This is a genomic window from Streptomyces sp. NPDC057271 (genome assembly GCF_042668715.1).
Classification (GTDB): Bacteria; Actinomycetota; Actinomycetes; order Streptomycetales; family Streptomycetaceae; genus Streptomyces.
Genome location: NZ_JBHUYJ010000113.1, coordinates 1 through 19211 on the forward strand (window position 1 = coordinate 1; position 19211 = coordinate 19211).

Sequence of the window (19211 nt, forward strand, 5' to 3'; positions counted from 1 at the left end):
GACTTCAAATCCCTCGTACGCAGTCATGGCGAACGACCGGCAACTGACCGCCACTTCAAGATCACCGACAGAGTCAAGCTTAGGTCGTGTGGCGAAAGTCCCGCCTGCCCCGCGACGCCTGGCACGCGTGCTCGCCGCGTTGTCGGGGTCGTCCGAGTACGCCCGGTACGAGGGCGACCCTCCGCCTTGCGGTCGCACGCACCAGACGCCGCGGGGCCCGCCCTTCGGGCGGACGGCGCTACTTTCGCCACACGCCCTAGCCCGCCCGCAGCACGCTCGCCACGACCTTGCCCGCCGAGTCCCCACCGTGCCCGCCCTCGCTGACCACCGCCGCCGAGGCGAGGTCGTCCGAGTAGCCGGCGAACCAGCTGTTGGAGGTGGCCTGGCCGTCGACCTCGGCCGATCCGGTCTTCGCGCCCTTGACCCCGCCGACCGAGGCCATCGCCTTCGCGCCGGTGCCTTGGCCGGTGGCCGCCGCCCGCATCATCGCCCGCAGCTGGCTGGAGACCGAGTCCGGCAGGGAGCGCGAGGCCTGGGCGAAGGTCCGCCCGTCCAGCTCCTTCGACACCAGGAACGGCTGCTTGAAGGTCCCGTACTTCGCGGTGGCGGTGATCGAGGCGATGTTGAGGGCGTTCATCTGCACGGTGCCCTGCCCGATGTACTGCTCCGCCGCCGCGCCCTGCGTCTCCTCGGGGACGGACCCGTCGACGGACCGGACGCCCGTCTTCCAGTCGAGGCCGATCCCGAAGACGTCCCTGGCCTCCTTGCCGAGCGCCGAGTCGTCGTCCACGTCGTCGATCAGCTTGATGAAGGCGGTGTTGCAGGACTTGGCGAAGCTCCGTGAGAACGGGACGTTCCCGAGCGCGAAGTGGTCGAGGTTGTGGAAGGTCCGGGTGTAGTACCGGACCTCCTTCGGGCAGGGGGCGACCCCGTTCGCCGTGACGAGCCCCTTCTCCAGGAGCATCGCCGCCGTGACGATCTTCAGGGTCGAGCCCGGCGCCTGCCGGCCCTCGAAGGCCGCGTTGAAGCCGCCTGAAGGGCTGTTGGCGACCGCCCGGATCTCGCCCGTGGACGGCTTGACCGCCACCACCGACGCCTGACCGTACTGCTTCACCGCCTGCTCGGCCGCCGCCTGCGCCTGCGCGTCGATGGTCGTCTCCAGACGCCCGGGCCTGCCCTTCACATGGGTCACGAGCGTGGTGTTCGCGGTGCCTTGCGGGCCTGACTCGATCCAGGTCTCGACCCCCGGCTGCCCGCCGACCTTCGCCCCGTACTTCTCGCGCAGCTGCTCCAGGATCGGCCCGAGGGAGGGGTACTTCTGCGCCGTCAGCTCCACGCCCTTACGGTCGACGGCCTTGATCTCGCCGACCTGCGCGGCACCGGTGTGCAGGGTCGCGCCCTCGGTGAGCTTCGGGTGGATGACCGCCGGCTTCCAGTCGACGAGCGGTCGCCCGGTGGAGAGACCGCGCACGACGGTCAGTTCGGAGTCGTACCTCCAGGGCTTCGACTGCCCCTCGTACGTGACGGTCGCGTTCACCGTGAACGGCACCTTCGGGCCGACCGGTGTGCCCGCGGTGATCTCGGCCTTGGAGACCTTCGCGCCCACGCCGAAGTCGGCCACCACGGGCCCGGCGGCGACGGGGTTGTTGGTCAGCTGCCCGGCCCGCTCGGGCTCACCCGCCGCCCACGCGGCGAGGAACTCCTCGGCGGTGCCGGTGACCTCGTCCCCGGTGACGGGCCCGGACCGTCTCTCCTCCGACGAGGCGGCGGAAACGCCTCCGCCGGAGCCTCCGCTGATGCCCTGCCAGAGGTTGTAGCCCCCGTAGGCGACGCCGCTCCCGACGACGACGAAGACTCCGCCGACGATCGCGACTTTCGTACCACTGCGCATCTCTGTGGTTCCCCTCCCCAGAAGCCCCGCTAGCCCCACAAGTCCATTCAGTCAAGCACTCGGCCCGGTCGCTGTCACTCGACATCCGCCGAACACGCGTGCGCGTCGCGAGAGGATGGCGCCATGGACCGAAAGACGAAGAGGGAACTCGAAGAACGAGAGCGGAGGGAGACGGCCGCGGGTGAAGCCGCCATCGGCTTCTACACGGCGACGGTGGACGCACCGCCCCACCCGCACACCGTCCTGGGCGTAGCCGCCGGAGACAGGAGGGCGACCCCGATGGAGGCCGTGCTGAGCATGCAGCGGCGGGCGAGCCACTACGGCGCCGACGGTGTGCTGGGTGTGTCGATCATCGCGGTCGGGATGTACACCGACAACTACATCGCCTACGGCACCGCCGTGCAGTGGGCACAGGCGGAATAGAGGAAGGGCGCGGCCGGCCGGCCGCGCCCTTCCTTCGCTCACGCCCCCGCCAGGGACGCGCTCTACGTCGCGCTAAATCTTGCCAGTGCCCAAATGGCGGCGAGGTCGAGGACCATCACGATGATCGACCACCCCGGGTAGTACGGGATGAACATGAATTGGCTGATGAGGCTCACCGCACCCACCGCCACACCGGCGCCCTTGGCCCAGCTCTGGCCGAGCAGCACCCCCAGCCCCGCAGCGATCAGCACGACCCCGATGACCACGTGCAGCCAGCCCCAGGCCGTCACGTCGAAACGGTAGGCGTACCCGGGTGCGCTGAAGATGGATGCCTGTCCGATGCTGGCGGCGCCCATGAGAACGCTGAGCGTCCCACTCAACTCCAGAGCCACCCCCGCGAAGAAGTGCGGGCCGGTAACCCATTGGCTGTCGTGGGACCGCGTCGTACCTTTCCGCGCCCCGCCGGACAACTCCGCCATGGTCTCCACCTTCCTGAACAGAGCTGCGACCGTCATGCACCACGAGGGTGGGCCGCCGCCTCTGACACAGTCTCGCCTTGCCTTGTTCGCACCGCGACCGCGAGCGGCCACCCGAGTGGAAGCCCTGCGCCGGGACGTTGGTGCGGAGTCGTGTGAGTAGGCGACGGGATCGTGGCTTCAGCGGCCGACGGATCAGATGCCCGCGCTAGCGCTGGCAGGCGCTCCGGGGCCCTCCCCGGGCCGTCTGTGGGCCGCCGATGGCCACCGGAAGCCACCGGCAACGACCAAGAGGGCCCGACCGGCAGTCGGGCCCTCTTGGGGTGTCTCAGCAGCTAGACCCACGTGTCGAGCCACATCCGGTTGCGCCACTGCTCCAGCGGAATCGACGTGCCCGTGTACAGCGGCCAGAAGTAGATGAAATTCCACACGATGAGGAGAACGAGAACACCCGCCGCCACCGCCCCGAACGTCCGGCGCCTTTCCGAGGAGCCCGCCGGGCCGATCATCGCGCCGATCATCATCGTCACCGCGAGACAGAGGAACGGGACGAAGACCACCGCGTAGAAAAGGAAGATGGTGCGTTCCTGGTAGAGGAACCACGGCAGCCAGCCCGCCGCGATCCCGCACGCGATCGCGCCCGCGCGCCAGTCCCGGCGGAAGAACCAGCGCCACAGGACGTACAGGATCGCGAAGCACGCCGCCCACCACAGCAGCGGCGTGCCCAGGGCCAGGACCTCCTGGGCGCACTTCTCCGTCGCCGTCGTCGGGCAGCCGGCCCGGCCGGGGGCCGGGGACTCGTAGAAGTACGAGACAGGGCGGCCCAGGACGATCCAGCTCCAGGGGTTCGACTCGTACGTGTGCGGTGAGTTCAGGCCCACGTGGAACGTGTAGACCTCGCTCTCGTAGTGCCACAGGCTCCGCAGCCAGTCCGGCAGCCACGACCAGAAGCCGCCGCCGTTCACCTTGTCCTGCTCCGCCGCCCAGTTGCGGAAGTACCCCTTGTCCGTGACGATCCAGCCCGTCCACGTGACCAGGTACGTGACGATCGCGACCGGCACCACCGAGACGAACGCCGGGATCAGGTCGCGCCTCAGCACCGCCGCGTACGGGCGGAACGCGCCCGCCGTACGCCGGGCGCCCACGTCCCACAGCACCGTGAGGAGCCCGAAGGCGACCATCACGTACAGGCCGTTCCACTTGGTCGCCGCCGCGAGCCCCAGCGAGACGCCCGCCGCGATCCGCCACGGCCGCCAGCCGAGCCGCAGCGTCTCCGCGACCGCCGCGTCCGGCCGGAGGACCCCCTCCCCGTCCACGGGCAGGGCTCCCGCCAGCTTCCTGCGCGCCCAGTCGCGGTCCACGACCAGACAGCCGAAGGAGGCGAGCACGAAGAACATCAGCACCTGGTCGAGCAGTGCCGTCCGGCTCATCACGAAGTGCAGGCCGTCCACCGCGAGCAGCAGACCGGCCAGACACCCCAGGAACGTCGAGCGGAACAGCCGCCGCCCGATCCGGCACAGCATCAGCACGGACAGCGTGCCGAGCAGCGCCACCATGAAGCGCCAGCCGAACGGTGTGAAGTCGAAGATCTTCTCACCGAGACCGATGACCCACTTGCCCATCGGCGGATGGACCACATAGCCCGGGTCGGCGGGGATCGCGACCGCGTCGGGGTCGACCAGGATCGACTTGTCGACGTCCTTCGGCCACGCCCCCTCGTAGCCCTGGTTGATCAGCGCCCAGGAGTCCTTGGCGTAGTACGTCTCGTCGAATATCACCGCGTGCGGCTTGCCCAGGTTCCAGAACCTCAAGACCCCCGCGAGCAGAGCGACGAGCAGCGGACCGCCCCAGGCGGCCAGCCGCCACACCCGGTCACCGGCGCGCTGCGAGAGCCCGAGCAGCGACCACATCCCCTGCGAGGGCCGGGTGTACGGCGGTACGAGACGCTCCCGCAGCCCCGGTCCGGCGGCGCGCCCGGCGGGGGGCGTGTAGCCGAAGCGCCGCAGACGCTGCTGCCACGACGGAGGCTCTTCCACGGCGCGCTGACCCTGCAGGGTCTCGGGTGCGGTACTGGTCACCGCGCCATCGTAGGGAACGCGCCTGTGCGCGTCGCCTCTCCGGGCTGCGAGGATGACCCATGTGACAGGAACGCTGGTACTTGCAGGGACTCCCATCGGGGACATCGCGGACGCCCCGCCGCGGCTCGCGGCCGAGCTGGAGACCGCCGACATCGTCGCGGCGGAGGACACCCGGCGGCTGCGCGGCCTGACCCGCGCCCTCGGCGTGCACACCTCGGGCCGGGTCGTCTCGTACTTCGAGGGCAACGAGTCCGCCCGTACGCCCGAGCTGGTCGAGGCGCTCGCCGGCGGCGCGCGGGTGCTCCTGGTCACCGACGCGGGCATGCCGTCCGTCTCCGACCCCGGCTACCGTCTGGTCGCCGCCGCCGTCGAGCAGGACATCAAGGTCACCGCCGTGCCCGGCCCCTCCGCCGTGCTGACCGCACTCGCCCTCTCCGGGCTGCCCGTGGACCGCTTCTGCTTCGAGGGCTTCCTGCCGCGCAAGGCCGGCGAGCGGCTCGGACGACTGCGCGAGGTCGCCGACGAGCGCAGGACGCTCGTCTACTTCGAGGCCCCGCACCGGCTCGACGACACGCTCGCCGCGATGGCCGAGGTCTTCGGCGCCGAGCGCCGCGCCGCCGTCTGCCGCGAGCTGACCAAGACGTACGAGGAGGTCAAGCGCGGCGGCCTGGGCGAGCTGGCGGAGTGGGCCGCCGAGGGCGTACGCGGTGAGATCACCGTCGTCGTCGAGGGCGCCCCCGAAGCCGCGCCCGCCGAGCTCGACGCCGAGGAGCTGGTGCGCAGGGTGCGGGTGCGCGAGGAGGCGGGGGAGCGGCGCAAGGAGGCCATCGCGGCGGTCGCCGCCGACGCGGGCCTGCCCAAGCGCGAGGTGTTCGATGCCGTCGTCGCGGCAAAGAACGCGGCTGCGACAGGCCCCGGAAAAGGTAAAGAGCTATCGTGAAAGGCAAAGCGAAACCCGCGCGGCGGGCCTCCTGAGGGCCTGAGGGCAAGGGAACGCAAAAGGACGTTCCATGGTTCGTCCGGCGCTGATGCGCTCCGGCCCGAAAAGGCGTCCACTGGTCGGTGGAGAGGAGCTGGCATGAGCGAGATCACCGGCACCGGCATACCCGTCGCCCATGAGGCGTACGCCTTCGCCTGCATGCGCTGCGGGTACGGCTGGGAGCAGGCGTACGACATCGAGCACCACGTCGACGGCGCCGGCCGTGAATTCATCATCTACAAGGCCGGTGGTGAGCGGGTTCCCTCACCGCTGTCCAGTCCGACCTGCATGAACTGCGGCGGACACGTCGTCCGCATCATGCGCGCGGGGCAGGTCACCTCGGTCCTGGCCTCGTGGGAAGAGGCCCATCACCGGAACGTCCCGGGAACGCCGCACAGGCCGGCCACCCCGGCCGGGCCGATCGGCCTGGCGGGTCCGATCGGGCAAGACCTGGAGCGCGAGGAGCGCCCGGCGCCGGGCGCGGGGGACGCTCCCGGTCCCGTGCACGTCACGGCGGAGCCCCGGGGGTGGCTGTCGAACCTCATGCACCGGTTCCGGCGCAGGCACTGACCCGAGCCGTCCACCGCGAGGACCGGCCGGCCTCCGCGAGCACCGGCCGTCCCCCCGCGAGCACCGGCCGTTCGCCCGTGAACCCATGGCCCCTCGTACGATCGGGGCCATGAGTTCGAAGGACGCCCCGCCGCCGCTGCCCGAACCGCTCCCGCTCCCGGTGGCGGATTCCCACACGCACCTGGACATGCAGTCCGGCACCGTCGAGGAGGCCCTCACCAAGGCCGCCGCCGTCGGGGTCGCGACCGTCGTCCAGGTGGGCTGTGACATCAAGGGCTCCCAGTGGGCCGCCGAGACCGCGGCCGCCCACGAGAACGTGCACGCCGCCGTCGCCCTGCACCCCAACGAGGCGCCCCGGATCGTGCTCGGGGATCCTGAGGGAGGCTGGTCGCGCCAGGGGGCCCGTCGACGGGCGGGCGGGGACGGCGCACTGGACGACGCGCTCGCCGAGATCGACCGCCTCGCCGCCCTGCCCCACGTCCGCGCGGTCGGCGAGACCGGCCTCGACTACTTTCGTACCGGTCCCGAGGGCATGGCGGCCCAGGAGCGCTCCTTCCGCGCGCACATCGAGATCGCCAAGCGGCACGGCAAGGCGCTCGTGATCCACGACCGCGAGGCCCACGCCGACGTCCTGGGGGTCCTCGACGAGGAGGGCGCGCCGGAGCGGACCGTCTTCCACTGCTACTCCGGCGACGGCGAGATGGCGGAGATCTGTGCCGCGAAGGGCTACTACATGTCCTTCGCCGGCAACATGACCTTCAAGAACGCCCAGCCCCTGCGCGACGCCCTCGCGGTCGCCCCGCTGGACCTCGTCCTGGTCGAGACGGACGCCCCGTTCCTGACCCCGGCGCCGTACCGGGGCCGGCCGAACGCGCCGTACCTCATCCCGGTCACCGTCCGCGCGATGGCGGCGGTGCGCGGGATCACGGAGGAGGAGCTCTGCGAGGCGCTCGCCGTGAACACGGCGAGCGCCTTCGACTACTGATTTCGGTCACCGATGCATAACGGTTACGTTTTGTAGTCGGGTCGTCGGGGAGAGTGACCGCCGCCGGGGCTAGGGTCCCGGCCTCGTGAGTACTTCCCAGGGCAGTCACCGAGCCGGGCGGAGGTCGGCGACGACCGGGCCGCCGCCCGTGCCCGTCCACGAGCAGCCGACGCAGGCGGCCGTACTCGTACCGGGCCAGGGCCCGCGCGCCGAGGTCCGGCGCGCGGCCCGCCGCCGCAAGGCCAGGACGGGCCGGGGCGAGAGCCTGCGGCGCATCGTCCCGCAAGCTCTCGTCGTCGCCTTCCTGGCAGGCGGCACCAGCGCCTTCGTCGCCAACGACAAGGCGATCCGGCTCTCCGTCGACGGCGTCCCGCGCACCCTGCACACCTTCGCCGACGATGTCGACGAGCTGCTGGCGGACGAGGGCCTCGCCGTCGGCTCGCGCGACATCGTCGCCCCCGCCCCGGGCGCGGCCCTGACCAGCGGCGACGAGGTCGTCGTCCGCTACGGCCGGCCCGTCGCCCTCACCCTCGACGGGCAGCGTCGCCAGGTGTGGACCACCGCCAGGACCGTCGACGGCGCCCTGCGCCAGCTCGGCGTCAGGGCCGAGGGCGCGTACCTCTCCGTCTCCCGTACGGCCCCCATCTCCCGCCGGGGCCTCGCCCTCGACGTCCGCACCGAACGGACCGTCACCCTCCTCGCCGACGGCCGCGAACGGACCCTGCGCACCAACGCCGCCACCGTCCGCGAGGCCGTCGAGGAGGCCGGGATCACGCTCTCCGGCCAGGACACCACCTCCGTACCGCCCGGCTCCTTCCCGCGCGACGGCCAGACGATCACCGTCCTGCGGATCACCGGCACCCGGCAGATCCGCGAGGAGCCGATCCCGTACGCGGTCGAGCGGAGCCGTGACCCCGAGCTCTTCGCGGGCATGGAGGTCGTGGAGCGGCAGGGCGTCCAGGGCGTGCGCCGCGTCACGTACAGCCTGCGGACCGTCAACGGCGTCCGGCAGAAGCCGAGGAAGACCGGCGAGGAGATCGTCCGCGAGCCCGTCAGCCGGAAGGTGAGGGTCGGTACCCGGCCGCTGCCCACCTCGGTCGCGGGCGCGGACGGGCTCGACTGGGGCGCGCTCGCCGCCTGCGAGTCCGGCGGCCGGCCGAACGCGGTCGACCCCTCGGGGACGTACGGCGGGCTCTACCAGTTCGACCCCGGCACCTGGCGCTCGCTCGGCGGCAGCGGGGTCGCGCAGAACGCGTCGGCCTCGGAGCAGACGTACCGGGCGAAGAAGCTCTACGTGCAGCGCGGTGCGAGCCCCTGGCCGCACTGCGGCCGAAGGCTCCACCGGTGAGCCGCCACGACCTCGCCCGCGACAGGGAGCGGGGTCGTGGGCAAGGTCGTTAGGCTGTACCGGTGAGCACCACCACCGGCCCCGAAGGCCCCGACGCCCTCCTCGGCCCCGCCGACATCCGTGAACTGGCCGCCGTCCTCGGCGTGCGCCCCACGAAGCAGAAGGGCCAGAACTTCGTCATCGACGCCAACACCGTGCGGCGGATCGTCCGCACGGCCGAGGTGCGCCCCGACGACGTGGTCGTGGAGGTGGGCCCCGGACTCGGCTCGCTGACACTGGCGCTCCTGGAGGCCGCGGACCGGGTGACGGCCGTCGAGATCGACGACATCCTGGCGGGCGCGCTGCCGTCGACGATCGCGGCCCGGCTGCCGGCGAAGAAGGACCACTTCGCGCTGGTCCACTCCGACGCGATGGACGTCCAGGAGCTGCCGGGCCCCGCCCCGACGGCGCTCGTCGCGAACCTGCCGTACAACGTGGCCGTGCCGGTCCTGCTGCACATGCTCGACCGCTTCCCGACGATCGAGCGCACGCTCGTGATGGTCCAGGCGGAGGTCGCGGACCGGCTGGCGGCCAGTCCGGGCAACAAGGTGTACGGCGTGCCGTCGGTGAAGGCGAACTGGTACGCCGAGGTGAAGCGGGCGGGTGCGATCGGCCGCAACGTCTTCTGGCCGGCGCCGAACGTCGACTCGGGCCTCGTCTCGCTGGTCCGGCGTGCGGAGCCGGTCGCCACGACCGCGTCGAAGGCGGAGGTCTTCGCGGTGGTCGACGCGGCGTTCGCGCAGCGCCGCAAGACCCTGCGGGCCGCGCTCGCCGGCTGGGCGGGCTCGCCCGCGGCGGCTGAGGAGGCCCTGGTCAAGGCGGGCATCTCCCCGCAGGCCCGGGGCGAGGCCCTGACGGTGGAGGAGTTCGCGAGGATCGCGGAGGCGAAGGCGTGAGCGGTACGGGTCCGGTGGGCACGGGACAGGGCGCGGGCGCGGACGGGAGCACGGCCGACGAGCGCACGCGGCCCGGTGCCGGTGCCGGTGCCGAGCGGGGCGTCCTCGACGGCAGCGGTGCGGGCGCGAGCCGCGCCGCGGGTTCCGCCGCGGGGCGGAGCGTCACCGTGCGGGTGCCCGCCAAGGTCAACGTCCAGCTGGCGGTCGGCGCGGCGCGCCCGGACGGCTTCCACGACCTGGCCAACGTCTTCCTCGCCGTCTCGCTGTACGACGAGGTGACCGCGACGCCCGCCGAGGAGCTGACCGTCACCTGCGAGGGCCGCGACGCCGACAAGGTGCCGCTGGACCGGACCAACCTGGCCGCGCGCGCGGCGGAGCTGCTCGCCGCCCGGCACGGGATCTCCCCGGACGTGCACCTCCACATCGCCAAGGACATCCCCGTCGCCGGCGGCATGGCGGGCGGCAGCGCGGACGGAGCGGGCGCGCTGCTCGCGTGCGACGCGCTGTGGGGCCTGGACTCCTCCCGCGCCGAACTCCTGGAGATCTGCGCCGAACTCGGCAGCGACGTGCCGTTCAGCCTGGTCGGCGGCGCGGCGCTCGGTCTCGGCCGGGGCGAGAGGCTGACGGAGCTGCCGGTGGGCGGCACGTTCCACTGGGTCTTCGCCGTCGCCGACGGCGGGCTGTCGACGCCCGTGGTGTTCGGCGAGTTCGACCGCCTCACCGAGGGGGTCGCCGTCCCCGAGCCCGCCGCCTCCCCGGCGCTCCTGGACGCCTTGCGCACCGGCGACACGACCGCGCTGGCCGGTGCCCTGGCCAACGACCTCCAGCCGGCCGCCGTCTCCCTGCGGCCCGCCCTGAACGCCACCCTGGAGGCCGGCACGGCCGCCGGCGCCCTGGCTGCCCTGGTGTCGGGCTCGGGCCCGACGACCGCGTTCCTGGTGAAGGACGAGGACGCGGCCCGCGCCGTCGCCGACGCCCTGATGGCCTCCGGCACCTGCCGCACGGCCCGCGTGGCCACGTCGCCGGCGCCGGGCGCGACGGTCCGCCAGGGAGTGTCGTCGAAGTAGCGTCGTCCGCCCGAAGGGCGGGCCCGGCGGCGTCATGGGGGTCCCCCTGCTCGAGCGCAGCCGAGAGCTTGGGGGAGCGTGAGCGGAGGGAGGAGAGCGCAGCGGGCTGCGCCGACGACCGACAACGCGGCGAGCGTGCGTGCCAGGCGCCGCCGGGCAGCCGGGACTTTGACGACACGACCTAGCCCTCCCTCGGCGTGGGCGGGCAGCCGGCCGGCGCTTCCTCAGCGTGGCCAGGAGCGGGTTCGGGTCCGGTGTCTCCCTGAGGAAGGACGCGCTGGTCACGTGGACGGTCCTCCCGCGCACCGCCACGGACGTCGGGTCGGACGGCCCGTCCCCCTCCGTGCGCACGACCGTGTGCGTCCCGTCGGGGCGTACGGGGATGCGCGACAGGTTCCGGCGGTCGGTGTCGGACACATGCACGGCGCGAGGTGGGGCCGGTCGGCCCGTACTCAGAACCGAGTTGAGTATCCGAGCGCTGCCGGGGGCCCGCCTCCGGGCGGGACTGTACCCGCATGGGAATCAGCGCTCGGGAACTCGCCGCCGCCACCCCCGCGACGCGGGACCGCTACGTCGACCTGCTGCGGGTCGCCTCGCTCGGGGTCGTGGTCCTCGGCCACTGGCTGATGGCCGCCGTGGGGGCCGACGGGCAGGTGGGAAACCTGCTGGTGGTCGTGCCGGAACTCCAGGTCGTGACCTGGGCGCTGCAGGTCATGCCCGTCTTCTTCTTCGTGGGCGGCTTCTCCCACGCCCTCGCCTACCGCTCGCGCCCCGCCTACGCCGCCTTCCTGCGCGCCCGGCTCCAGCGGCTCCTGCGCCCGACGATGGTGTTCGTCGCCGTGTGGGGGAGCGCCGCGCTCGTGATCCAGCTGCTCGGTGCGGACGGGGGGCTGACCGGGGTCGCGCTGCGGCTCGTCACCCAGCCTCTCTGGTTCATCGGGATCTACCTCGCCATGGTGGCGTTCACGCCGCCGCTCCTGAGGCTCCACGAGAGGTGGGGCCGGGGCGCCTTCGCCGCGCTCGCGGGCGGGGCGGTCGCCGTGGACGTGCTGCGGTTCGCGTTCGATGTGCCGTTCGTCGAGTTCCTCAACTTCGCGTTCGTCTGGCTGGCCGTCCATCAGCTCGGCTTCCTCAGGGCCGACGGCATGATCCGCCGTCCCGGCGCCCTCGCCGCCGGCGGGCTGCTCGGCGCGGGTCTCCTCGTCGCCCTCGGGCCGTACCCGCTCTCCATGGTCGGGATGCCCGGTGAGAAGGTCTCGAACATGGCCCCGCCGACCCTCGCCCTGCTCGCGCACGGCCTCTGGCTGGTAGGCGCGGTGGAGCTGCTGAAGGGCCCGGGCGCCCGGTTCGCGGCCCGTGCGGGCGTCTGGCGGAAGATCGTCGCCGCCAACGGGATCGCCATGACCGCGTTCCTGTGGCATCTGACCGCGATGCTCGGCGTGTACGGCGCGTTCCTCGCCCTCGACGTGACGCTGCCCGCGCCCGCAACCGGCGCCTGGTGGGCCCAGGTTCCCCTCCGCATCGCCGCCGCGGCCGTCCTCACCGGCCTGCTGGTCGCCGCCTTCCGCCGCTTCGAACGCCCCGCCGCCCATCGCCCGCCCGCCGGATCAGCCCCCCTCGCCGCTCTCGGCGTCACCCTCGCCCTCTTCGGCGTCCTCGGCCTGTCGATGACCGGCTTCGGCGGCCTCCTGGAGGGCCACGCGGCCACCCTGGTCGCCGTCCGCGTCACCGCCCCGGCCGCCGTCGCGATGGCCCTCGTGGGCTGGCTGCTCGTCGAACGGGCGGGCCGCGCGCGGATCCCGGGGCAGCGCACTCCCTGACGTCGCGTCGTGCTGACGGTGCGTCATGGTTCGCGGGGTCGGTCCGGGGCCGTCGGGGGGAGCCCCTCCGCGTAGGCCTACGCTGGTCCCTCCACAGGGCGACATCGACGGCGTACGACGGATCGGAGCGTGACACGTGACGGGGGCGAACGGCGCGGAGCTGGTCGGCGAGGTGCTGGGCGGGCGCTACCGCGTGACCGCGATGATCGGGCGCGGTGGCATGGGAGTGGTCGCCCGGGCGGTGGACCAGGTGCTGAACCGCGAGGTCGCCGTCAAGGTCCTGCGGGCCTACACCGACGCCTCCCCCGCCGAACTCGCCGATCTGCGGGTACGGATGGAGCGCGAGGCGCAGGCCGCCGCCCGGATCCGGCACAGCGGCGTGGTCACCGTGCACGACGTCGTCGAGGAGCGGGGGCTGCCCGTCATCGTCATGGAGCTGGTCGACGGCCCCTCCCTCGACGAGGTGCTGACCGAGCGCGGCCCGCTGGACCCGCGCGAGGTGGCCGCGATCGGCGCCAGGCTGATGGACGCGCTGGACGCGGCGCACCGGGCCGGGGTCCTGCACCGGGACGTCAAGCCGGGGAACGTGCTCCTGGAACGCGCGGGGCGAAGCGAGAAGGGACTCTCCCCGGCCGGAGGCTGGGGGAGGGTCGTGCTCACCGACTTCGGCATCGCCAGCATGGAGCACTCCGGCGAGGAGGCGCTGGCCAAGCTGACCCAGAGCGGTCAGCTCGTCGGCTCCCTCGACTACCTGCCGCCGGAGCGCGCGCAGGGCCGGCAGCCGGGATCCGCCTCGGACGTCTGGGCGCTCGGCATGACGCTGTACGCGGCCGTGGAGGGCGCCTCGGCCTTCCGTCGCACCTCGGTCTGGTCCACGCTGGCGGCCATCGTCGGCGAGCAGCTGCCCGAGCCCCGGCGCGCCGGACCGCTCGCTCCCGTGCTGCGGGCACTGATGGCCAAGGATCCCGAGCAGCGCCCCGACGCCGCGCGGGCCCGCGAGATGCTGGAGGCGGTCGCCGCCGGCGGGACACCGACCCCGCCGCCCGGCGCCGTACAGACGCCCGTACAGGCCCAGCTTTCGGCTCCCGTACAGACGCCCGTGCAGACGCCCGTACAGGCGCAGCCCTCGGCTCCGGTACAGGCGCCCGTACAGGCCCAGCTTTCGGCTCCCGTGCAGACGCCCGTACAGGCGCAGCCCTCAGCTCCGGTACAGACGCCCGTACAGGCGCAGCCCTCGGCTCCGGTACCGGACCGGCACTTCGCTCCCCTCCAGGCGCCGGCCCCCGGTCCCGCCGTCCCGCCCGGCGCCTTCGGTCCCGCCGCGACAGCGCCGTTCCAGCAGTCCGCCCCGCAGCCGTTCCAGCAGCCGGTCCCGCAGCCGTTCCCGCACCCCGGCATACCCGGCGGCCCCGGAAGCCGCGCCGACACCGCGACCGTCCGCGCCGGTCGGCGCCGTACCCGTACCGTCCTCGCGGCCGCCGTCGCCACCGTCCTCATCGGCGGCGGGGTCGCCTACGGACTGATGAACACGGAGAACGAACCGGGCGGCGGCTCGGCGGCGGCACCTTCCACGGCGAGCGCCCCGGCCGACGGCGACCTGTCCGGCGGCGGCCCGGGCGACGAAGGCGACGGCCCGACCTCCCCCGGAAACCTGACGTCCATGGGCCCCGACGGCACGTCGGCCGGCACCCCCTCGGGCAAGGGCGAGGAGTCGCGTCCCGCCCCGACCACCACCGGCGGCGGCGCCGAGCCGTCCGGGAAGCCGTCCGCGTCCCCGTCCCCGTCCGCGAAGCCCACACCCACCCCCACGGTGAAGGAGCCGACCCCCGTCTCGACGGCGTGCACCGGCTGGGCCCACTCGAACCGTAGCGACGGCTACGGAGACATGTCGCAGAACTCCCACCTCTACACCGGGCCGTACTCGGTGTGCTCCTACGTGACCGTGATCAAGACCGGCACGAAGGTCTACTACCACTGCTACGTGACCAACGCCCAGGGCAACAAGTGGATCTACGCCCGCATCCAGGGCACGGAGACCGAGGGCTGGCTGTACAGCGAGAAGGTCACCCAGAACGGCGGCTCACTCGCCCGATGCTAGGCGGGGGGATCACGCGCCCCGTCCCACCGGCCCGGCCGTCTACCCTTGGACGTCGATCCATCCCCCCGTACAGGAGTCAAAGTGGCCGTCAACCTGGTCAATGTCGAGGCCGTCAGCAAGGTGTACGGCACACGTGCCCTGCTCGACGGCGTCTCGCTCGGCGTCTCCGAGGGTGACCGGATCGGTGTCGTGGGCCGCAACGGCGACGGCAAGACGACCCTCATCCGGATGCTCGCCAAGCTGGAGGAGGCCGACACCGGCCGTGTCACGCACAGTGGCGGGCTGCGCCTCGGGGTGCTCACGCAGCACGACTCCCTCGACCCGAAGGCCACCGTCCGGCACGAGGTCATCGGCGTCATGGCCGACCACGAGTGGGCCGGCAGCGCCAAGATCCGCGACGTCCTCACCGGACTCTTCGGCGGCCTCGACCTGCCCGGCTTCGAGCAGGGTCTCGACACGGTCATCGGCCCCCTCTCCGGCGGCGAGCGGCGCCGCATCGCGCTCGCCAAGCTCCTCATCGAGGACCAGGACCTGATCGTCCTCGACGAGCCCACCAACCACCTCGACGTCGAGGGCATCGCCTGGCTCGCCAAGCACCTCCAGGAGCGCCGCTCCGCGCTCGTCTGCGTCACCCACGACCGCTGGTTCCTCGACCAGGTCTGCACCCGCATGTGGGACGTGCAGCGCGGTGACGTGCACGAGTACGAGGGCGGCTACTCCGACTACGTCTTCGCCCGCGCCGAGCGCGAGCGCATCGCGGCGACGGAGGAGGTCAAGCGGCAGAACCTGATGCGCAAGGAGCTGGCCTGGCTGCGGCGCGGCGCCCCCGCCCGTACCTCCAAGCCCCGCTACCGCATCGAGGCCGCCAACGAGCTGATCGCCGACGTGCCGCCGCCGCGCGACACCTCCGAGCTGATGAAGTTCGCCAACGCGCGCCTGGGCAAGACGGTCTTCGACCTGGAGAACGTCACCGTCACCGCCGGCCCCAAGACGCTGCTCAAGCACCTCACCTGGCAGCTCGGGCCCGGCGACCGCATCGGCCTGGTCGGTGTCAACGGAGCAGGGAAGACCTCCCTGCTCCGGGCGCTCGCCGACGCGGCCGTCAGCCAGGGCGAGCAGCAGCCCGCGGACGGCAAGATCGTCGTCGGCAAGACCGTACGGCTCGCCTACCTCTCCCAGGACGTCACCGAACTGCCCGCGACGCTGCGCGTCCTGGAGGCCGTCCAGCAGATCCGCGACCGGGTCGACCTCGGCAAGGGCCGTGAGATGACCGCCGGTCAGCTCTGCGAGCAGTTCGGCTTCTCCAAGGAGAAGCAGTGGACGCCCGTCGGCGACCTCTCCGGCGGCGAGCGGCGCAGGCTGCAGCTGCTGCGCCTCCTCATGGACGAGCCGAACGTCCTCTTCCTCGACGAGCCCACCAACGACCTGGACATCGAGACCCTGACCCAGCTGGAGGACCTCCTCGACGGCTGGCCGGGCTCCATGGTCGTCATCTCCCACGACCGGTTCTTCATCGAGCGCACCACCGATCGCACCTTCGCGCTGCTCGGCGACGCGACGCTGCGGATGCTGCCGCGCGGTATCGACGAGTACCTGGAGCGGCGGCAGAAGATGATCGAGGCCGCGGTCCCGGCGCCGGCCGCCGCCACGACGGCGCAGGCGAAGCCCGGTCTCTCGGCCGCCGACGCGCGCGCCGCGAAGAAGGAACTGCAGAAGGTCGAGCGCCAGCTGGACAAGGTCTCCGAGAAGGAGGCCAGGCTCCACGCCCAAATCGCCGAGAACGCCACCGACTTCGAGAAGGTCGCGAAGTTGGACGCGGAGCTCCGGGAACTCGCGGGGGAGCGCGAGGAATTGGAGATGCGTTGGCTGGAATTGGCGGAGGATGCGTAGAGAAGCCGTGCGAAACGCATAACGAGGGCATCACGGGCCGGTCCTCCCTTGGGAACAAGGGGTGGACCGGTCGCTTTTGCGCCATCCCGTGAGTGGTAGAAAGAAAACCCGCTCACATCAAGGGGGAACGCGCTGATGACCCAGCCGCCCAGCAACCAGCCGCCGGGCTTCGGCGCACCGAACCAGAATCAGGCTCAGGACCCGGCCTCGGGTCCGGCTCAGAACCCGCCGCCGATGCCGCCGCAGGCCCCGCCGATGCCGCCCCAGGCTCCCCCGGCGCAGGCGCCGCAGGCGCCGCAGGCTCCTCAGACGCCCCCGCCCGCCGCACCGGGCCCGTACGGCCAGGCGCCGCAGCCCGGTTACGGGTACCCGCAGGGGGCACCGCCCGGGCCGCAGGGCCAGGGGGGACAGCCGGGTCCGTACGGCCAGCCGTCGCAGCCCGGTTACGGATACCCCCAACAGCCCGGCCCGTACGGTCAGCAGCCCGGCCCCTACGGTCAGCAGCCCGGCCCGTACGGTCAGCAGCCGGGTCAGTACGGCTACCCGGCCCCGGCGCCCGCCCCCGGCGGCAAGAACCCGTTCAAGGGCAAGCCCGCCGTCATCGTCGCCGCGGCCGTGGCCGCCGCGCTCGTCATCGGCGGCGGCACCTGGTTCGCGCTCAGCGGTGGCGAGGAGGACGAGCCGGTCGCCAAGCCGACCGCCACCAGCGGCACCCCGAAGCCCTCCGAGTCCGTCGACCAGGGCGACGGCAGCGGCGACGGCGGGGGGCGCAACGGTGAGGACGACCTCAACGCCGGCCGCAAGCCCGGCGAGGCCAAGATCAACTGGCTGCTCAAGAACAACGTCGACCTGCCCCGCAACGGCGCCGACGTCTTCGGCCCGTGGGTCACCGGCGATGTCGTCGCCAAGGCCATGTACAAGGGCATCAGCGGCTTCGGCCTCAGCGACGGCGCCTCCAAGTGGCACCTCGACCTGCCCTTCGAGGTGTGCGCCGCGGCCCCCGAGCCCGCCGCCGACGGCACGACCGTGATCGGCATCAACGACAAGGCCGGCGACCGTGCCGACTGCACCGTCCTGCAGCAGGTCAACCTGAAGACCGGCAAGGCGGGATGGAAGAAGACGCTCGACAAGGGCACCGGCTTCAGCTCGCTCTCCGACATCACGCTCGCGATCAGCGGCACCACCGTGACGGCGGCCGGCACCAACAACTCCTGGGGCTTCTCGCTCAGCGACGGCAAGCAGCTCTTCGGCAAGCCGGCCACCGGCCAGTGCCAGCCGTACGCGTTCGCGGGCGGCGCGAAGCTGATCGCCGCGGCCAGCTGCCGTACGAGCGACGTCAGCAAGAAGCAGGAGCAGATCAGCGAGGTCGACCCGAACACGGGCAAGCCCCGCTGGACCTTCAAGCTCCAGCCCAACTGGGAGGTCGACAAGGTCTACTCGGTGAATCCGCTCGTCGTCTCCGCCCAGCAGCGTGACGAGAAGAAGTGGACCGTCTTCTCCGTCACCCCCGACGGCAAGCTCCGTTCGCAGATCCAGGGCGGCAACGACAAGTACGCCCCCGACTGCGGCGGCGGCGCGTTCGTCATCTTCGGCCGCAACCTCCAGGGCTGTCAGGGCGTGGCCGCCGACGCCAACACCTTCTACATGGCGACGGACTCCGAGTACCGCCAGGCCAACGCCGTCGTCGCGTTCGACCTGAACACCGGCAAGCAGAAGTGGCGCGCCGCCGCCCCCGCCGAGCGCACGATCACCCCGCTGCGCATGGAGGGTTCGGAGGTCGTGGTCTACATGAAGGCGATGTACGACAAGGGCGGCGCGGTCGCCACGATCGCCCCGACCGGCGGCACCCCGAAGATCCTCCAGCAGCACCCGCTGGCGACGGCCGAGATCGAGGACGACTACTACAACCCGGCCTACGTCTACTCGGGCGGCACCTTCGTCGTCGCTGCGGGGCGCGTCAGCGCCCGTAACGACGCGGAGGAGAAGGAGACCAAGACGATGATGGCGTTCAGCAAGTGAGGGCCTGCCGAATCCGATGACGACACCGCAACAGCCGGAGCCGCCCGCGCCGACGTACGGGCCGTACGGACGACTCAATCCGTACGGAGGCGGGGGCTCCGGCCCCGTCGTGCCGCCGCAGGCACCGCCACCACCCGTCCGCGGGAAGCGCCGCGCGGCCGCCGTGATCGCGGCGGCCGTGGCGGCGCTCCTCGCCGTCGGCGGCGGGACCTGGTACGCCCTGGACCGCGACGAGGGCTCCCGGGGCACCGACGCCAAGCCGTCCACGAGCCCCACCGTCTCCGGGACGGCGACCCCGACGGCCGGACCCTCGGGGCCTCCCGCCCCGGACGCCGCCGACAAGGACCGCTACAACGCGGCCCGCGCTCCCGGGGAGGCCTCCGTCCTGTGGGTCCGGAAGAACGACATCGACGTCACCACGCTCACCGGCGACGTCTTCGGCCCCTGGCTGGTCGGCGACACCCTCGTCACCGCCATGTACCGCACGGTCACGGCCCATTCGGTCGTCGACGGCACGGTGAAGTGGCGGATGATGCTCGACACCGAGATCTGCAGTGCGTCGCACGACGTCTCGGCCGACGGCAAGATCGTCCTCGCCCGCAAGGACCGCCTCCAGGCGGACGTTGACGAGG

At 72.3% G+C, this 19211-nt stretch carries 14 protein-coding genes and 1 pseudogene; 12 read left to right on the top strand and 3 right to left on the bottom strand.

Annotated elements, in window-relative coordinates; genetic code table 11:
• Positions 1 to 256 precede the first annotated feature (256 nt).
• On the bottom strand, positions 257 to 1891 hold the full coding sequence (locus tag ACFUJR_RS33260) for a penicillin-binding transpeptidase domain-containing protein (protein WP_383181613.1): 1635 nt from the start codon (positions 1889 to 1891) through the stop codon (positions 257 to 259).
• Between the two features lie 123 nt (positions 1892 to 2014).
• On the opposite strand from ACFUJR_RS33260, the gene ACFUJR_RS33265 reads away from it, so the two are divergent.
• Positions 2015 to 2314, top strand: a complete 300-nt coding sequence (locus ACFUJR_RS33265; protein WP_383181616.1) for a hypothetical protein — start codon at positions 2015 to 2017, stop codon at positions 2312 to 2314.
• 62 nt (positions 2315 to 2376) lie between these two features.
• On the opposite strand, the gene ACFUJR_RS33270 is transcribed toward ACFUJR_RS33265, so the two are convergent.
• Complete coding sequence (locus ACFUJR_RS33270; RefSeq protein ID WP_383175756.1) at positions 2377 to 2829, bottom strand: hypothetical protein; 453 nt, start codon at positions 2827 to 2829, stop codon at positions 2377 to 2379.
• Between the two features lie 296 nt (positions 2830 to 3125).
• Complete coding sequence (locus tag ACFUJR_RS33275; protein ID WP_383175754.1) at positions 3126 to 4868, bottom strand: dolichyl-phosphate-mannose--protein mannosyltransferase; 1743 nt, start codon at positions 4866 to 4868, stop codon at positions 3126 to 3128.
• Positions 4869 to 4920: 52 nt separating this feature from the next.
• Here ACFUJR_RS33275 and rsmI point away from each other — a divergent pair, with 52 nt between their 5' ends.
• The 11 genes and pseudogenes from rsmI to ACFUJR_RS33330 form a co-directional block, all read left to right on the top strand.
• Positions 4921 to 5808, top strand: coding sequence for a 16S rRNA (cytidine(1402)-2'-O)-methyltransferase (rsmI, locus tag ACFUJR_RS33280; RefSeq protein WP_383175751.1), 888 nt, complete (start codon positions 4921 to 4923; stop codon positions 5806 to 5808).
• Positions 5809 to 5946: 138 nt separating this feature from the next.
• The gene (locus ACFUJR_RS33285) at positions 5947 to 6417 is read left to right on the top strand and encodes a hypothetical protein (protein ID WP_383175748.1); all 471 of its coding nucleotides are present in this window, start codon (positions 5947 to 5949) and stop codon (positions 6415 to 6417) included.
• Between the two features lie 109 nt (positions 6418 to 6526).
• Positions 6527 to 7402: a TatD family hydrolase gene (locus ACFUJR_RS33290; protein WP_383175745.1), complete on the top strand. Its 876-nt coding sequence runs from the start codon at positions 6527 to 6529 to the stop codon at positions 7400 to 7402.
• An 85-nt stretch (positions 7403 to 7487) separates the two neighbouring features.
• A complete protein-coding gene (locus tag ACFUJR_RS33295) occupies positions 7488 to 8750 on the top strand; it encodes a ubiquitin-like domain-containing protein (protein ID WP_383175743.1) in 1263 nt (420 codons plus the stop codon).
• A 62-nt stretch (positions 8751 to 8812) separates the two neighbouring features.
• The gene (gene rsmA / locus ACFUJR_RS33300; protein WP_383175740.1) at positions 8813 to 9685 is read left to right on the top strand and encodes a 16S rRNA (adenine(1518)-N(6)/adenine(1519)-N(6))-dimethyltransferase RsmA; all 873 of its coding nucleotides are present in this window, start codon (positions 8813 to 8815) and stop codon (positions 9683 to 9685) included.
• A complete protein-coding gene (locus ACFUJR_RS33305; protein WP_383175737.1) occupies positions 9682 to 10752 on the top strand; it encodes a 4-(cytidine 5'-diphospho)-2-C-methyl-D-erythritol kinase in 1071 nt (356 codons plus the stop codon). Before rsmA ends, ACFUJR_RS33305 begins: the two co-directional genes overlap by 4 nt.
• Before the next feature lie 515 nt (positions 10753 to 11267).
• A complete protein-coding gene (locus ACFUJR_RS33310; protein WP_383175734.1) occupies positions 11268 to 12572 on the top strand; it encodes an acyltransferase in 1305 nt (434 codons plus the stop codon).
• Positions 12573 to 12708: 136 nt separating this feature from the next.
• Positions 12709 to 14670, top strand: coding sequence for a protein kinase (locus ACFUJR_RS33315; protein WP_383175731.1), 1962 nt, complete (start codon positions 12709 to 12711; stop codon positions 14668 to 14670).
• 81 nt (positions 14671 to 14751) lie between these two features.
• Positions 14752 to 16560: an ABC-F family ATP-binding cassette domain-containing protein gene (locus ACFUJR_RS33320; protein WP_383175728.1), complete on the top strand. Its 1809-nt coding sequence runs from the start codon at positions 14752 to 14754 to the stop codon at positions 16558 to 16560.
• A 135-nt stretch (positions 16561 to 16695) separates the two neighbouring features.
• Positions 16696 to 18579 carry a PQQ-binding-like beta-propeller repeat protein gene (locus ACFUJR_RS33325; protein ID WP_383175725.1) on the top strand — a complete coding sequence of 628 codons (1884 nt, stop codon included), beginning with the start codon at positions 16696 to 16698 and terminating at the stop codon, positions 18577 to 18579.
• Between the two features lie 16 nt (positions 18580 to 18595).
• Positions 18596 to 19211, top strand: a pseudogene (locus ACFUJR_RS33330) (hypothetical protein); the annotation flags it as partial.

Bases quoted from the DNA above. Each gene is read 5' to 3' on its own strand.
- ACFUJR_RS33260 (WP_383181613.1), bottom strand. From the start codon at position 1,891: ATGCGCAGTGGTACGAAAGTCGCGATCGTCGGCGGAGTCTTCGTCGTC.
- ACFUJR_RS33265 (WP_383181616.1), top strand. From the start codon at position 2,015: ATGGACCGAAAGACGAAGAGGGAACTCGAAGAACGAGAGCGGAGGGAG.
- rsmI (WP_383175751.1), top strand. From the start codon at position 4,921: ATGACCCATGTGACAGGAACGCTGGTACTTGCAGGGACTCCCATCGGG.
- ACFUJR_RS33270 (WP_383175756.1), bottom strand. From the start codon at position 2,829: ATGACGGTCGCAGCTCTGTTCAGGAAGGTGGAGACCATGGCGGAGTTG.
- ACFUJR_RS33285 (WP_383175748.1), top strand. From the start codon at position 5,947: ATGAGCGAGATCACCGGCACCGGCATACCCGTCGCCCATGAGGCGTAC.
- ACFUJR_RS33325 (WP_383175725.1), top strand. From the start codon at position 16,696: ATGACCCAGCCGCCCAGCAACCAGCCGCCGGGCTTCGGCGCACCGAAC.
- ACFUJR_RS33290 (WP_383175745.1), top strand. From the start codon at position 6,527: ATGAGTTCGAAGGACGCCCCGCCGCCGCTGCCCGAACCGCTCCCGCTC.
- ACFUJR_RS33310 (WP_383175734.1), top strand. From the start codon at position 11,268: ATGGGAATCAGCGCTCGGGAACTCGCCGCCGCCACCCCCGCGACGCGG.